The sequence below is a fragment of the Variovorax sp. RKNM96 genome, assembly GCF_017161115.1.
Taxonomy (GTDB): domain Bacteria; phylum Pseudomonadota; class Gammaproteobacteria; order Burkholderiales; family Burkholderiaceae_C; genus Variovorax.
Window position 1 is genome coordinate 4,830,690 of record NZ_CP046508.1, and the last position, 12,995, is coordinate 4,843,684.

At 67.2% G+C, this 12,995-nt stretch carries 13 protein-coding genes; 7 read left to right on the forward strand and 6 right to left on the reverse strand.

Annotation, left to right across the window (positions count from 1 at the left end):
* Positions 1–26: 26 nt before the first annotated feature.
* The 4 genes from GNX71_RS22385 to GNX71_RS22400 are packed head-to-tail and all read right to left on the reverse strand — an operon-like array spanning position 27 to position 3,711.
* The gene (locus tag GNX71_RS22385; protein WP_206174453.1) at positions 27–1,559 is read right to left on the reverse strand and encodes a DHA2 family efflux MFS transporter permease subunit; all 1,533 of its coding nucleotides are present in this window, start codon (positions 1,557–1,559) and stop codon (positions 27–29) included.
* Positions 1,556–2,023, reverse strand: coding sequence for a MarR family transcriptional regulator (locus tag GNX71_RS22390; RefSeq protein WP_206174454.1), 468 nt, complete (start codon positions 2,021–2,023; stop codon positions 1,556–1,558). The genes GNX71_RS22385 and GNX71_RS22390 overlap by 4 nt, the downstream gene beginning before the upstream one ends.
* A gap of 52 nt (positions 2,024–2,075) precedes the next feature.
* Positions 2,076–3,053, reverse strand: a complete 978-nt coding sequence (locus GNX71_RS22395; protein WP_206174455.1) for a magnesium and cobalt transport protein CorA — start codon at positions 3,051–3,053, stop codon at positions 2,076–2,078.
* Between the two features lie 34 nt (positions 3,054–3,087).
* Complete coding sequence (locus tag GNX71_RS22400) at positions 3,088–3,711, reverse strand: hypothetical protein (protein WP_206174456.1); 624 nt, start codon at positions 3,709–3,711, stop codon at positions 3,088–3,090.
* Between the two features lie 279 nt (positions 3,712–3,990).
* Here GNX71_RS22400 and GNX71_RS22405 point away from each other — a divergent pair, with 279 nt between their 5' ends.
* From GNX71_RS22405 to GNX71_RS22425, 5 genes are all read left to right on the forward strand, one after another.
* Positions 3,991–4,332, forward strand: coding sequence for a type II toxin-antitoxin system RelE/ParE family toxin (locus GNX71_RS22405; RefSeq protein WP_206174457.1), 342 nt, complete (start codon positions 3,991–3,993; stop codon positions 4,330–4,332).
* The gene (locus GNX71_RS22410) at positions 4,329–4,661 is read left to right on the forward strand and encodes an XRE family transcriptional regulator (protein ID WP_206174458.1); all 333 of its coding nucleotides are present in this window, start codon (positions 4,329–4,331) and stop codon (positions 4,659–4,661) included. Before GNX71_RS22405 ends, GNX71_RS22410 begins: the two co-directional genes overlap by 4 nt.
* Before the next feature lie 89 nt (positions 4,662–4,750).
* On the forward strand, positions 4,751–7,348 hold the full coding sequence (gene mutS / locus GNX71_RS22415; RefSeq protein WP_241027341.1) for a DNA mismatch repair protein MutS: 2,598 nt from the start codon (positions 4,751–4,753) through the stop codon (positions 7,346–7,348).
* Positions 7,349–7,376: 28 nt separating this feature from the next.
* A complete protein-coding gene (locus GNX71_RS22420) occupies positions 7,377–8,216 on the forward strand; it encodes a proteasome-type protease (RefSeq protein ID WP_176656329.1) in 840 nt (279 codons plus the stop codon).
* Between the two features lie 14 nt (positions 8,217–8,230).
* On the forward strand, positions 8,231–9,037 hold the full coding sequence (locus GNX71_RS22425; protein ID WP_206174460.1) for an alpha/beta hydrolase: 807 nt from the start codon (positions 8,231–8,233) through the stop codon (positions 9,035–9,037).
* On the opposite strand, the gene GNX71_RS22430 is transcribed toward GNX71_RS22425, so the two are convergent.
* A complete protein-coding gene (locus GNX71_RS22430; protein WP_206174461.1) occupies positions 9,020–9,550 on the reverse strand; it encodes an MOSC domain-containing protein in 531 nt (176 codons plus the stop codon). The genes GNX71_RS22425 and GNX71_RS22430 overlap by 18 nt on opposite strands.
* 87 nt (positions 9,551–9,637) lie before the next feature.
* Here GNX71_RS22430 and GNX71_RS22435 point away from each other — a divergent pair, with 87 nt between their 5' ends.
* Both GNX71_RS22435 and GNX71_RS22440 read left to right on the forward strand, forming a co-directional pair.
* The gene (locus tag GNX71_RS22435) at positions 9,638–9,928 is read left to right on the forward strand and encodes a hypothetical protein (protein ID WP_241027021.1); all 291 of its coding nucleotides are present in this window, start codon (positions 9,638–9,640) and stop codon (positions 9,926–9,928) included.
* Between the two features lie 221 nt (positions 9,929–10,149).
* The gene (locus GNX71_RS22440) at positions 10,150–10,857 is read left to right on the forward strand and encodes a response regulator transcription factor (RefSeq protein WP_206174462.1); all 708 of its coding nucleotides are present in this window, start codon (positions 10,150–10,152) and stop codon (positions 10,855–10,857) included.
* A gap of 15 nt (positions 10,858–10,872) precedes the next feature.
* On the opposite strand, the gene GNX71_RS22445 is transcribed toward GNX71_RS22440, so the two are convergent.
* The gene (locus GNX71_RS22445; RefSeq protein ID WP_241027022.1) at positions 10,873–12,834 is read right to left on the reverse strand and encodes an adhesin; all 1,962 of its coding nucleotides are present in this window, start codon (positions 12,832–12,834) and stop codon (positions 10,873–10,875) included.
* Positions 12,835–12,995 lie beyond the last annotated feature (161 nt).

Below are 12,995 nucleotides of genomic sequence, written 5' to 3' on the forward strand. Positions count from 1 at the left end.
CCGGAAGGGGAGGGAGAAATTCAAATTCAATGCGGCACTTCGACGGGACCTGAAGCGGCCGCATTGCGCCGCGGACTGCGGATCAGCAGCAACAGCGGAATCGCCAGCAGCGTGATCACCATCATGATCGCGAAGTCGTCGAGGTAGCCGATCAGCGCGCCCTGCCGCGTGACCTCGGCATTGAGCATCGCGAGACCGGTCATGGTGTCGGGCGACATCATCGGCGGCAGGCCGATCAGCCCCGGGTTGCCCGGCGCCACGGTTGCCGCGATCTCCGCATGCGCCTTGCTCGACCCTTCGGTCAGGAGCGCCTGCACGATCGAGATGCCCACGCTGCTGCCGATGTTGCGCAGCAGGCTGAAGATGGGCGTGCCCTGGTTGCGCAATCGAGGCGCGAGCGTCGCGAAGGTCGCGGTCGACAGCGGCACGAAGGTGAAGCCGATGCCCAGCCCCTGGATGAAGCCCGAGAGAATGATCAGGCTGCTGTCCATCTGCAGCGTGAGCCGCGTCATCTGGTAGAGCGAAAAGGCGGTGAGGCCGAAGCCCACGGCCATGATGGCGCGCACGTCGATGCGCTGCACGAGGCGCCCCACGATGATCATCGCGATCATGGTGCCCACGCCGCGCGGCGCGGTCACCTCGCCGGTGTAGACCACCGGGTAGCCCATGAGCCCCTGCAGGAAGTTGGGCAAGAGTGCCATCGTCGCGAACAGGATCATGCCGACGATGAAGGCGAACAGAAGGCCGGTGACGAAGTTGCGGTCCTTCAGCAGGTCGCGGTCGAAGAACGACACGCCCTGCACCGTCCACGTATGGACCACGAAGAAGCCGAAGGCCACGAGCGCGGCGGCGGCTTCGAGCTTGATCTCCCATGAGTCGAACCAGTCGAGCTGCTCGCCGCGGTCCAGAAACAGCTGCAGCATGCCGATGGCCAAGCTCAGCGTGACGAAGCCGAAGATGTCGAGCTTCTCGCCCTGCGGCCGGCTTTCGGGCAGGTAGCGCGCGATGCCCCAGAACGCGAAGATGCCCACCGGCAGGTTGATGAAGAACACCCAGCGCCAGTCGAAGTTCTCGGTGAGCCAGCCGCCCAGCAGCGGCCCGAGGATGGGCCCGACCATGATGCCCGCGCCCCAGATGGCCATGGCCTGGCCGACCTTCTCGCGCGGGTTGATGTCCAGCAGCACCGCCTGCGACAGCGGCACCAGCGCCGCGCCGAACACGCCCTGCAACAGCCGAGCGGCGACGATGCCGACGAGCGAAGTCGCCAGCCCGCACAGCGCTGAAGCGACCGTGAAGCCGATCACCGAGATGATGAACACGCGCCGCCGGCCCCAGTGGCCGCACAGCCACCCGGTGAGCGGCAGCGCGATCGCCGAGGCGACGATGTACGAGGTGAGCACCCAGGTGATCTGGTCCTGCGAGGCCTGCAGGCTGCCCTGCATGTGAGGCAAGGCGACGTTGGCGATCGTGGTGTCCAGCGCCTGCATGATGGTCGCCAGCATGATCGAGATGGTGATCATGCCGCGGTGCGGCACGGTGGTTCCGGGCGCGACGCTCATGGCTTCTTTCCGTCGCCGGAGGTGATGTCCACGAGGCTTTCGCGCACCTTGCCGAGCAGGCTCAGCAACTGCGCGCGCTCGGGCTGCGAGAGCACCAACATCACACGGGCGTTGAGCCCGTCGCTGATGCTGAGGGCAGCATCGAGCGCCTTTTCGGCGCTGGGCTGCAGGTGGATCCTGTTGACGCGGCGGTCGGTGGCGCTGGGCTCGCGGCGGATCCATCCGGCAGCCGCCATGCGGTCGCACAGGCCCGCCACGGCCATGGGGGTGAGATCGAGCCGCTGCGCGAGTTCGGCTTGCGAAAGCGGCTCTTCATCGCCGTGCATGGCGAGTGCGCCGAGCAGCCGGCATTGCGCGCTGGTGAGGCCGATGCGCTCGCGCGCGAGGCGGTCGAATTCTTCGCTGTAGAGCTTGCCGACGTTCTTGACGAGGAAGCCGAAGCGCTGGGTGAAGTCCCTTTTCATAAGGGACTGGATTATCTACATGTTTATTAGTTTGGAATTAGCAAGCCGGTCTTCAGAGCCAGCCTGCACGTCTGAACCGGTAGTAGAGATAGCCGCAGGTGCTGACGATGAGCCCCAGCGCCACCGCATAGCCGTATTTGAATTTCAGCTCGGGCATGTTCTCGAAGTTCATGCCCCAGATGCCGGCGAACGCGGTGCACACCGCGAAGATGCTGGCCCAGGCCGCGAGGCGCTTGGTGACTTCGCTCTCCTCGATCGTGACCATCGAGAGGTTCACCGAGATGGCCGTGCCGACGGTGTCGCGCATCGCGTCGATGGAGCCGTTGATGCGGCCCAGGTGGTCGCCCACGTCGCGAAAGTATTCCTGCGAGCCCATGCAGATCTGCGGCACGCGCCCGCCGTGCAGCTTGCCCGCCGCCTCGACCAGCGGCGCCACCGCACGCTTGAGGATCATGCTGCGGCGCTTCAGGTCATAGAGCTGCTTGATCTTGTCGCGCGCCGCGCCGCCCTGCGTGAAGATCTGCTGCTCGATGGATTCGAGCTCCACTTCGAGCGCGTCGATGACGGGGAAGTAGCGGTCGACCACCGCGTCCATCAGCGCATAGAGCACGAAGCCCGCGCCGTTGCGCAGCAGTTCGGGCTCGCGCTCGCAGCGTTCCCGCACGCCCAAAAAGCCCTGCTGGCTGCGGTTGCGCACCGAGAGCACGTAGTTGCGACCGACGAACACGTCGACCTCCCCCACGTTCACGCAGTGCTCGCCTTCGGCCGAGGGCTCCACGAGGTGCATGACGACGAAGAGCGAATCGCCGTACTCCTCGACCTTGGGGCGCTGGTGGCCGTGGTGGGCGTCTTCGACTGCGAGCGGGTGCAGGTTGAATTCCTTCTGCATCTCGGCCAGCTCTTCGGGCGTGGCGTCGCTCAATGCCACCCAGACGAAGCAGCCGGGTCGGGTGATGTAGTCGCTGATGTCCTCGACGGGGATGTCGGCGAGCTTGGCGCCGTTTTCGTAGGCCACGCAGTTGATCAGCATCGGTGCTCGTCCATGTTCGATGTCGGGGTTCTTGTCAGGCGGCCGCGTCGGGTTTGGCGGTCGCGGCCAGTTGGGCGGTTTCTGCGAGCGATGCCTCGATGGCCTGTGTCTCGCTCCTGAGCAGGGCCAGGCCTTTTTCGGCGAACGCAGCGTGGCTTGGAACGTCGGCCCACAAGCTCACCGCGGCTTCGGCGCATGTGAGCGACGTGAAGCGGATGCGGCCCTTCGCCAGATCGATGAAGCGCTTCTCGCGCAGTGGGTCCGCGCGGTCCCAGGCTCCGCCGATGAGCACGCGCTTGCCGCGCTTGATGCGCGGCTCGCGCTCGGCAAAGAAGGGCAGCTTGGCGGACACCCAGCCGAGCATGCCGCTCTTCAATGCGGTGTCGAAGTCGGAGGGAGCGGCGTGCGCCTTCGCATATTCGCGCAGGGTGCCGAGCTGGTAGAGCACCGGGTCCTTGGGCCCGGCCGGGCCGCCTTCCACGGGTCTGATGATGGAAGGGCCGTTGCTCGCGCCCTTCTCGGGCCGTTTCGACTTGCGCAGGTCCGCCAGCTGGGCCGGCGAGATGCAGAGATACAGCGCGGCGAGTTCGGCGGGCAAGGTGGCGGTGTCGGGGAGCGCATCCGCTTCAGGGCCTTTGAATTCTTCCGGGGGGGCCATGGGCGCCTTGTTCTTCACGCGGGGTTTGCGCGGGGGGATTTTAGAGCGGGGGATGCGGAGCGATGGGCCGGGACGTCAACGAGCCTGGCACCGTTTCGTGACGTCACGCGGTTGATCGTCATCGGTCCCGCAAAGTTCACGGTAATCGGAATCGGGATAACGCCATGCGGAGCGAAAGCATCCGCCTCGTCTGGACAATGCGCGATCAGGGAGGGGAGCCATCGCGCACGGGTCGCACTTGGCTTTCGCGTATAAAATCTTATACAGACGGGCACGTCGATGGACGAAAAAGAAATCCGCTGGGTTGGCTCTTCCTATGTGGATCTGCTGGCCTTTCCCGTGGAGCCGCGCCGAGCAGCCGGTTTCGAGCTGGGCAAGGTCCAGGCCGGGCTGGACCCGACGGACTGGAAGCCATTCAACGACATAGGTGCCGGCACGCGCGAGATTCGGCTCAGGGATTCGAGCGGCATCTACCGAGTGATGTACGTAGCCAAATTTGAAGAAGCAATCTATGTCCTGCATTGCTTCCAGAAAAAGACGCAGGCGACCAGTCAACAGGACAAGGCCATCGCCGAGGCGCGCTATCGCGCGGTGATTGAAACAAGGAAGCACCGACCATGAAGACCGACACCGCCATCCAGCACGTCACCAAACCCGGCGCCAATATCTTTCTCGAGCTGGGCTTTCCGGCGGCTGAGGCCAAGCGCTTGCAGGCAGCATCGCAAAAGCAGATCAACGACACGCGGCTGTTGAAACAGCAACTCATGGAAGAACTGTCGAACTGGATCGAAGCGCATCACCTGAAACAGGCTGAAGCAGCCGAAATCCTGATGGTGTCGCGCCCTCGAGTTTCCGACGTGGTCAACAGGAAGACGTCCAAATTCACCATCGACACGCTGGTCGAGATGCTCAGCCGCATCGGCAAGCCGGTGAAGTTGATCGTGGGCTGAGCCCTCTCCCGTCCCCGATAATCCCCCGAGTGAAAACGACGACTGCCCAACCCCTCCCCCCGACAAGCGACCTCTCCGGGCACACCCCGATGATGGCGCAGTACCTGGGCCTCAAGGCGAACCATCCGGACACGCTGTTGTTCTACCGGATGGGCGATTTCTACGAACTGTTCTGGGCCGATGCCGAAAAGGCGGCACGCCTGCTCGACATCACGCTCACCCAGCGCGGCCAGTCGGCCGGCCAGCCGGTGGTGATGTGCGGGGTGCCCTTCCATGCGGTCGATACCTACCTCGCGCGCCTCATCAAGCTGGGCGAATCCGTCGCCATCTGCGAGCAGGTGGGCGAGGTCGGCGCGAGCAAGGGGCCGGTGGAACGCAAGGTGGTGCGGGTGGTCACGCCCGGCACGCTGACCGATTCGGAACTGCTCAACGACAAGAGCGAATCGCTGCTGCTCGCGGTACATGCGGGCACGCGCAATTTCTGCGGGCTCGCGTGGCTGAGCGTGACGGGCGCCGAACTGCGGCTGGCCGAGTGCCCGGCCGACGCGCTCGAAGCGTGGATCGCGCGCATCGCTCCGAGCGAACTGCTCTATAGCGCCGAGGTGACGCCGGCTTTCGAGCAGCGCCTGAAAGCCGCGCGTGCGGCAACGCCCTTCACGCTCTCGATCCGCCCCGCGTGGCAGTTCGACGGCGGCCTCGGCGAGCGCAAGCTCAGCGAGCAGATGGGCAGCAACAGCCTGGCCGCGTGGAACGCCGAATCGCTCTCCAACGCGCACGCCGCAGCCGCCGCGCTGCTGGGGTACGCCGAACATACGCAAGGCCGCGCGCTCTCGCACGTGCAGCGTCTCTCGGTCGAACGCGACGGCGACCTGATCGAGCTGCCGCCCACCACGCGCCGCAACCTCGAACTGGTGCAGACGCTGCGCGGCGAAGACTCGCCCACGATGTTCTCGCTGCTCGACACCTGCATGACGGGCATGGGCAGCCGGCTCGTGAAGCGCTGGCTGCTCTCGCCTCGTCGCGACCGCACCGAGGCACAGGCGCGGCTCGAAGCCATCGGCGCGCTGCAGTCCACAGTGCTCGGCGGCACGGCCGCGCCCTGGCGCACGCTGCGGGAACAACTGAAGAACACGAGCGATGTGGAACGCATCGCGGCACGCATCGCGCTGCGCCAGGTGCGTCCGCGCGAACTGCTGGCGCTGCGCCTCGCGCTCGACAAGGCCGAGCAACTGGCGCCGCTGCTTCCCGCTTCCGCCCCGCTGCTGGCCCGCATTACCGAGCGGCTCGCGCCGCCGCCGGGTTGCGCCGACCTGCTGGTGAGCGCGATCAAGCCCGACCCGTCGGCGCTGGTGCGCGACGGCGGCGTGATCGCCACCGGCCACGACGCCGAGCTCGACGAGCTGCGCGCCATCAGCGACAACTGCGACGACTTCCTGCTCAAGCTCGAAGTGAGCGAGCGCGAGCGCACCGGCATCAGCAACCTCAGGGTGCAGTTCAACCGCGTGCACGGCTTCTACATCGAGGTGACGCAGAGCGCGCTCTCGAAGGTGCCCGACAACTACCGCCGCCGCCAGACGCTGAAGAACGCCGAGCGCTTCATCACGCCCGAGCTGAAGGCTTTCGAAGACAAGGCGCTGAGCGCGCAAGACCGCGCGCTGGCCCGCGAGAAGTGGCTCTACGAGCAGCTGCTCGATGCGCTGCAGCCCTCGGTGCATGCGCTCACGCAACTGGCCGGCGGCATCGCGACGCTCGATGCGCTGTGCGCGCTGGCGGAGCGCTCGCACACGCTGCACTGGCGCGCACCGACCTTCGTGTCGCACCCTTGCATCGAGATCCAGCAGGGCCGGCATCCGGTGGTGGAAGCGCGGCTCGCCGAAAAGTCGTCGGGCGGCTTCATCGCCAATGACACGCAGCTCGGACCGCAGCAGCGCATGCAGGTCATCACCGGCCCGAACATGGGCGGTAAATCGACGTACATGCGGCAGGTGGCGATCATCGTGCTGCTCGCCTCCATCGGCTCGCACGTGCCGGCCGCGGCCTGCAGGCTCGGGCCGATCGATGCCATTCACACCCGCATCGGCGCGGCGGACGATCTGGCCAATGCGCAATCGACCTTCATGCTCGAGATGACCGAGGCCGCGCAGATCCTGCACAGCGCCACCGCGCAGTCGCTGGTGCTGATGGATGAAATCGGCCGCGGCACCAGCACCTTCGACGGGCTGGCGCTGGCCGCGGGCATCGCGGCGCAACTGCACGACCGCAGCAAGGCCTTCACGCTGTTCGCGACCCACTACTTCGAATTGACCGAATTCCCGGCCACGCACCATGGCGCGGTGAACATGCATGTGAGCGCAACCGAAGCGGGTCGCGACATCGTGTTCCTGCACGAAATGCAGCCCGGCCCGGCCAGCAAGAGCTACGGAATCCAGGTGGCGCGGCTCGCGGGCATGCCCGCGGCGGTGGTCAACCATGCGCGCCAGGCGCTCGAGGCACTTGAGTCGCAGCATGCGCAAACTCGTGCACAGGTCGACCTGTTCGCGCCCCCGCCCGTGGCCGAAACGCCTCTGGCCAGCGCCGTAGAATCCGCGCTGGCCGCGCTAGACCCCGACACCATGAGCCCGCGCGAGGCCCTCGACGCGCTCTATGCCCTCCAGAAACTGAACACGCGTGAACGCAGTGCCGCCTGAGCGGGCCTGATTCATGCGAGACGAACTCATGACTTATTGCGTAGGCATCAAACTCAACGCCGGCCTGGTGTTTCTCTCCGACTCGCGCACGAACGCGGGCGTGGACCACATCAGCACCTTCCGCAAGATGATCGTCTACGAGCAGCCGGGCGACCGCGTCATGGTGCTGCTGTCCTCGGGCAACCTGAGCATCTCGCAGTCGGTGCGCGAAATCCTCCAGATCGAGGAGCTTCGCGAAACCCGTGAAGACGGCACGCAGGGCGACCCGATCACCATCTGGAACGCCAAGAGCATGTTCGACGCCGCCCGCGTGCTCGGCTCGGCGGTGCGCCATGTGTACGACCGCGATGCCGAGGCGCTGAAGCACGCGGGGCTCGACTTCAACGTGTCCTTCATCTTCGGCGGGCAGGTCAAGGGCGAGGGCATGCGCCTCTTCCTGGTCTACGCCGCAGGCAACTTCATCGAGGCGACCACCGAGACGCCTTACTTCCAGGTGGGCGAATCGAAGTACGGCAAGCCCGTGCTCGACCGGGTGCTCACGCCCGAGACGCCGCTGGACGAAGCCGCCAAGTGCGCGCTGGTGTCGATGGACTCGACGATGAAGTCGAACCTCTCGGTGGGCCTGCCGCTCGACCTGGTCGTGTACGAAGCCAACAAGTTCGAGACCGACCGGGTGATCTGCATCGATGCCGACAACCCCTACTACCGCATGATGCACAACAGCTGGGGCCAGAAGCTGCGCGAGGTGTTCGACAGCATCGAAGACCCGGTGTGGGACGACAGTGCCACCGAGCATCCGCTGAAGATGCCGGCCACGCGGCACAGCCCGCTGCGCAAGATCTCGACGCCCGACGAAAAGCTCATCTGAGCGCGGCATCGGCCATGGCCATGCCGCCCGTCGTCTTCTCGCACGGCAACAGCTTTCCCGCGAGCACCTACCGCGTCGTCCTCGACAGCCTGCGCAACCGCGGCTTCGAGGTCGATGCCATCGAGAAATTCGGGCACGACCCGAAGTACCCCGTCACCGACAACTGGCCGCACCTGGTGCAGCAGCTGGCCGACTTCGCGCGGGTGCGCGCCGATCGCGCGGGCGGGCCGGTGTTTCTCATCGGCCATTCGCTCGGCGGTTTCCTCAGCCTGATGTGCGCGGCGCTGCACCCGGCGCTCGCGCGCGGCGTGGTGCTGATCGATTCGCCGATCCTCGGCGGCTGGCGCGCGAACACGCTCAATGTGGTCAAGCGCACGCCGCTCATGAAGAGCATCTCGCCCGGCGCCATCAGCCGCAAACGCAAGAACATCTGGGCCGACCGCGAGGCGGTGTTCGAGCACTTCCGCAGCAAGAAGGCGTTCGCGAAGTGGGACGAGCAGGTGCTGCACGACTACATCGACCACGGCACCTTCGACGGGGACGACACGCGCGAGCTCAGCTTCGACCGCGACGTGGAGACGACGATCTACAACACCCTGCCCCACAACCTGGGCGCGCTGCTGCGCAGGCACCCGCTCAAGTGCAAGGCGGCGTTCATCGGCGGACGTCAATCGGCCGAAATGAAACGGGTGGGCATGACGATGACCGAGCAGGTGACCAAGGGGCGCATCGCGATGCTCGACGGCACGCACCTGTTTCCGATGGAAAAGCCGCTGGCGACTGCGGCGGCGGTCGAGGCGGCGCTACGCAATCTGCTGTGAGGCAGGGCCGGGTCGGCATTCGATGCCGTCGCCGACGCGCAGCACGCCACCACGGATGACCCGCGCCGTCACGCCGCCATGGCCGCGCATGGCGTTGTAGCCGCCCGGGCCGAGCAGCTCTTCCATCCGTGAACAGGGCTCGCAGGGTCCGCTGACTTCGAGCAGCACCTCGGCGCCGACGGCCAGCACCAGCGGCTGGTCGCGAAACAGCGAGCGCGCCGCCAGCAGGTTCAGGCCCGAGACGACCAGGTTGCGCCGCAGCCCTTCGGCTTCGACGCGCGCATGGCCGGTGAGCGCGGCGATCACCGGCAGGTGCTCCTGCTGGATCAGCGAGACCTGCCGCTTGCCGCCGGGCCGCGCGGCGCCGATGCGGTCGCCCTCCAGCCCGCGCCCTTCCACCGCCACGGCCTCGTTCACCGACCGCACCGGCGCCCGGCGCGCCGGCCGCAGCAGGATGGCGTCGAGGCGGCCGGAATGCGCAAATTGCCGGGTCAGTTCGTGGAGGTCGGGCATGCGAGGCATTGTCCATGGGACTTTTTTGCGCCCCGTTTCAGTCTCCACGCCGGCTTCGCGCCTGCCGGGGAGGCGCTGACGCGGCACATGGCCGGCAAGCTGGCGGCCTTCAACATCCGCAGCGTCTGCATCCGCTCGCACGCGATTCCCGAAGCCGCCGCCGCGGGGTCGCACAGCCATGAGGTCTTTCGCCCTGCAGCCGAGCGCATGGGGATGACGGTCGAGCAGATGCTCGCGGCCAGACCGGCCGGGCTGCTGGTGAAAAGGCTGCCGTCGCTGGACCAGGTGGCGAATACGGCGGTATTCGTGGCGTCCGGGCATGCGGGCGCCATGACAGGGGCGGTGGTTAACCTGAGCGGCGGTGTCACGCTGGACTGACCCTCTGGCCGCGCGGTGGTCCTTGACCACCGCGCCGACGATCCTGTCGCACGTCTTCCAAGCGAAACATTCCAAATAGAGCGATAGTTCCTGCCGGCTCGCGAGTTCCCCTTTTTTCAACCGGGTGACTCCAGGATACAAATGGCAATACTCTGCAACAATCCCGCATATAAGTAAAAACGTCCTAGCAAAAGTCAGGCACCGTTCAGAATCGCGCCCACATGTCCAATACGCAGCTGGAAGACGTCGAAGTCGTTTCCTTGAGTCCCGCGCTGGTGGTCGAAGACGATCCAGCCATGCGCGAGCGGCTTGCCTACGTGTTGTCCACCCTGGGCTGCGACGAGCCGCAGATCGCCTGGGCCGAGAGCGTGACCGCCGCCAAGGAACTGCTCGAGGAGCGGGATTTCGGCGTGGCGCTGGTCGACATCGGCTTGCCCGACGGCAGCGGCGTCGAACTCATCGGCTGGATGCAGGCGCATTGCCCCAGGATTCCCGCGGTGGTGGTCTCGGCCTGGCGCACCGAGGAAGTCATCTTCGCGGCGCTGCGGGCCGGCGCCATCGGCTACCTGCTGAAGGAGCGCGACGACCTGGAACTGAGCATCGCGCTGCGCAGCATCGAGCAAGGCGGCGCGCCCATCGATCCGGCCATTGCACGCCGCATCCTCGGCTGGCTCGCGGCGCAGCAGCCCTCGCTGTCCGCGGTGCTGGCCACCGATGCGCCGCCCCCGCTGCCCGTGGCGCTGACGCCGCGCGAGCGCAAGATCCTCGAACTCGTGGCGCAGGGGCTGAGCAACCGCGACATGGCCGAAGCGCTGTCGATCTCGCGCCTCACGGTGGAATGCCACACCAAGAACATCTACCGGAAGCTCGCCGTCACCTCGCGCACCGAGGCGGTCTTCCAGGGGCGCAGGCACGGCTTGCTGCGCTGACCGGCGCGCTTCACCTCACCAGGCGTAGCCCGCCTGCACGCGTGCAGCGATGCGGTTGTTGCTGCCGCTGCTGGTCGCCGTGGAAACACCCACCCCCAGGTTCAGGTTGTCGCTGACCTGGTAGCCGAAGGCAAAGCCGACGGCCGATGCGCCGGCGTAGTTGCCGACAGCCGCCCCCATCCACTTCTGGCCCACCGGCAGCGTCGGCATCGACGGCATGGCCAGCGCAGCCGCGACGCCCTGTGCGGCAAAGGCATTCGCCTGGCTGGTCGCGTTGCTCACCGCCTGCTGCAGCTGGTTGACGTTGACGGCGTCGGTGCCCAGCACACCGGGCGCGACATTCGCGATGCCGCGCAACTGGTTGGTTGCCGCGTTGCCCACCGACACAGTGTTGTCGCGATCGGCCACCGAGCCCTGGCCCAGCGCAACCGAATTGCTGCCCGTGGCCAGCGTGTTGGCGCCCAGCGCCACGGCGTTGTTGCCGGCCGCCACCGCGTTGTTGCCCACGGCCGTGGTCGGATCAGCCAGCGCCTTTGCGCCCGCCCCGATGGCGACCGAGCCCGCGTGATCGGCCTTCGCGCCGTTGCCGATGGCCACGGTGTTCTCGCCGTTGGCCTGTGCGTTGGTCCCCATGGACGTGCTGCCGGCACCGCCCGCACTGGCGCCGGGACCGCAGGCCACCGCACCGCCGGCACCCACCGCGCAGACACCGCTGCTCAGGGCCTGGTTCATCAGCGTCTGCAGCGCGATCACCTGCTGGAGCGTGAAGTTGTTGGCCGTGGTGACGGCCGTCTGCTGCGCCTGCTGCACCTGACCGACGTTGGCGGCATCGGTGGCGGCCTGTCCCGCGCTGACATTGCTGATGACGGTACCGGCGCCGCCGTTGGCATTGAGCTGCAACGAGGTGCCGCCCGCGCCGTATTGCGCCGAGTTCTGCGCCGCACCGAGTGCGGTGTCGGCGGTCTGCTTCACGGTGTTCAGCTGACCGACGTTGGCGGCATCGGTGGCGGCCTGTCCCGCGCTGACGTTGTGGATGACGGTGCCGGCGCCGCCGTTGGCATTGAGCTGCAGCGAGGTGCCGCCCGCGCCGTACTGCGCCGAGTTCTGCGCCACACCGAGTGCGGTGTCGGCTGTCTGCTTCACGTTGTTCAGCTGGCTGCCGTTGACGGCGTCGGTGCTGGTGGCGCTCACCGCGCCGGCACCCACGTTGACCAGGGTGCGCGTCTGGCCGGCGGAACCGAAGGACACCGTGTTGGCCGCCGTGGCGACGGAGTTCGCGCCGATCGCCACGCTGCCGTTCGCACCGCTCGCCACCTGGCTGCCCGACCCGATGGCCACCCCGCCCGCTGCCAGTGCCGCGGCACCCGAGGCGCCATTGCCCGCGCCGCCGATCGCCGTGCTGGCATTGCCGGACGCCACGGCGCCCTGGTTGGAGCCCGAGGCGCTGCCGATGGCGATCGCGGAGGTGCCCGAGGCCTGTGCGCCGCTGCCGCCGGAGGGCGCAGGATTGCCGCAACAGCCTGTCCCACCCTCGCCCCCCGCGCCGACGGCAATCGCACCGGACGCCGAGGCCCGGGCACCGGCGCCCCCGGCGCCGCCCGTGCCGCCCGCCTCGCCCCTTGCGCCCGTGCCGCCGCCACCTATCGCCGTGGCACCGTTGGCGTTCGCCGCAGCACCGCTGCCGCCCGTGCCGCCGGTTCCACCGGCGGCGCCAGGGCCCCCGTCGCCGCCCGCCCCCAGCGATGTGGCACCGTCGCCCGAGACAACGGCCGCCCCGCCTCCGGCACCTCCGGTCCCGCCGGACTGCCCCGGGCCGCCGCCGCCCGCCGTCCCTCCCACGAATCCGGCCGCATGGGCGCTGCCGGCCAGCAGCAGGATCAGCGTGGGCAGGAGCCGAAGCGTCCGCGCGAATCGCTGGCCTCCCATCTTCTTGCGCGGCCCTTCCTGGGCACGAAGGGCGTGGTTCTGGACGGGCATGGCGTTCTTCTTTCTTGAAATGGACGGGACAAAAACGCGACGAAGTGTGTCTTTCTGTTATCAACGGGGCCATCCCCGAGAACTGGTAAATGCGATGCCACGCCTAGAACCTCGACCGCACGATGGGCCGCGATGCGCGCCATCGAGCCGACCGGCCCAGC

Bases quoted from the DNA above. Each gene is read 5' to 3' on its own strand.
- GNX71_RS22395 (WP_206174455.1), bottom strand. From the start codon at position 3,053: ATGCTGATCAACTGCGTGGCCTACGAAAACGGCGCCAAGCTCGCCGAC.
- GNX71_RS22440 (WP_206174462.1), top strand. From the start codon at position 10,150: ATGTCCAATACGCAGCTGGAAGACGTCGAAGTCGTTTCCTTGAGTCCC.
- GNX71_RS22390 (WP_206174454.1), bottom strand. From the start codon at position 2,023: ATGAAAAGGGACTTCACCCAGCGCTTCGGCTTCCTCGTCAAGAACGTC.
- GNX71_RS22435 (WP_241027021.1), top strand. From the start codon at position 9,638: ATGGCCGGCAAGCTGGCGGCCTTCAACATCCGCAGCGTCTGCATCCGC.
- GNX71_RS22430 (WP_206174461.1), bottom strand. From the start codon at position 9,550: ATGCCCGACCTCCACGAACTGACCCGGCAATTTGCGCATTCCGGCCGC.
- GNX71_RS22425 (WP_206174460.1), top strand. From the start codon at position 8,231: ATGGCCATGCCGCCCGTCGTCTTCTCGCACGGCAACAGCTTTCCCGCG.
- GNX71_RS22420 (WP_176656329.1), top strand. From the start codon at position 7,377: ATGACTTATTGCGTAGGCATCAAACTCAACGCCGGCCTGGTGTTTCTC.
- GNX71_RS22385 (WP_206174453.1), bottom strand. From the start codon at position 1,559: ATGAGCGTCGCGCCCGGAACCACCGTGCCGCACCGCGGCATGATCACC.
- GNX71_RS22410 (WP_206174458.1), top strand. From the start codon at position 4,329: ATGAAGACCGACACCGCCATCCAGCACGTCACCAAACCCGGCGCCAAT.
- GNX71_RS22405 (WP_206174457.1), top strand. From the start codon at position 3,991: ATGGACGAAAAAGAAATCCGCTGGGTTGGCTCTTCCTATGTGGATCTG.
- mutS (WP_241027341.1), top strand. From the start codon at position 4,751: ATGATGGCGCAGTACCTGGGCCTCAAGGCGAACCATCCGGACACGCTG.
- GNX71_RS22400 (WP_206174456.1), bottom strand. From the start codon at position 3,711: ATGGCCCCCCCGGAAGAATTCAAAGGCCCTGAAGCGGATGCGCTCCCC.
- GNX71_RS22445 (WP_241027022.1), bottom strand. From the start codon at position 12,834: ATGCCCGTCCAGAACCACGCCCTTCGTGCCCAGGAAGGGCCGCGCAAG.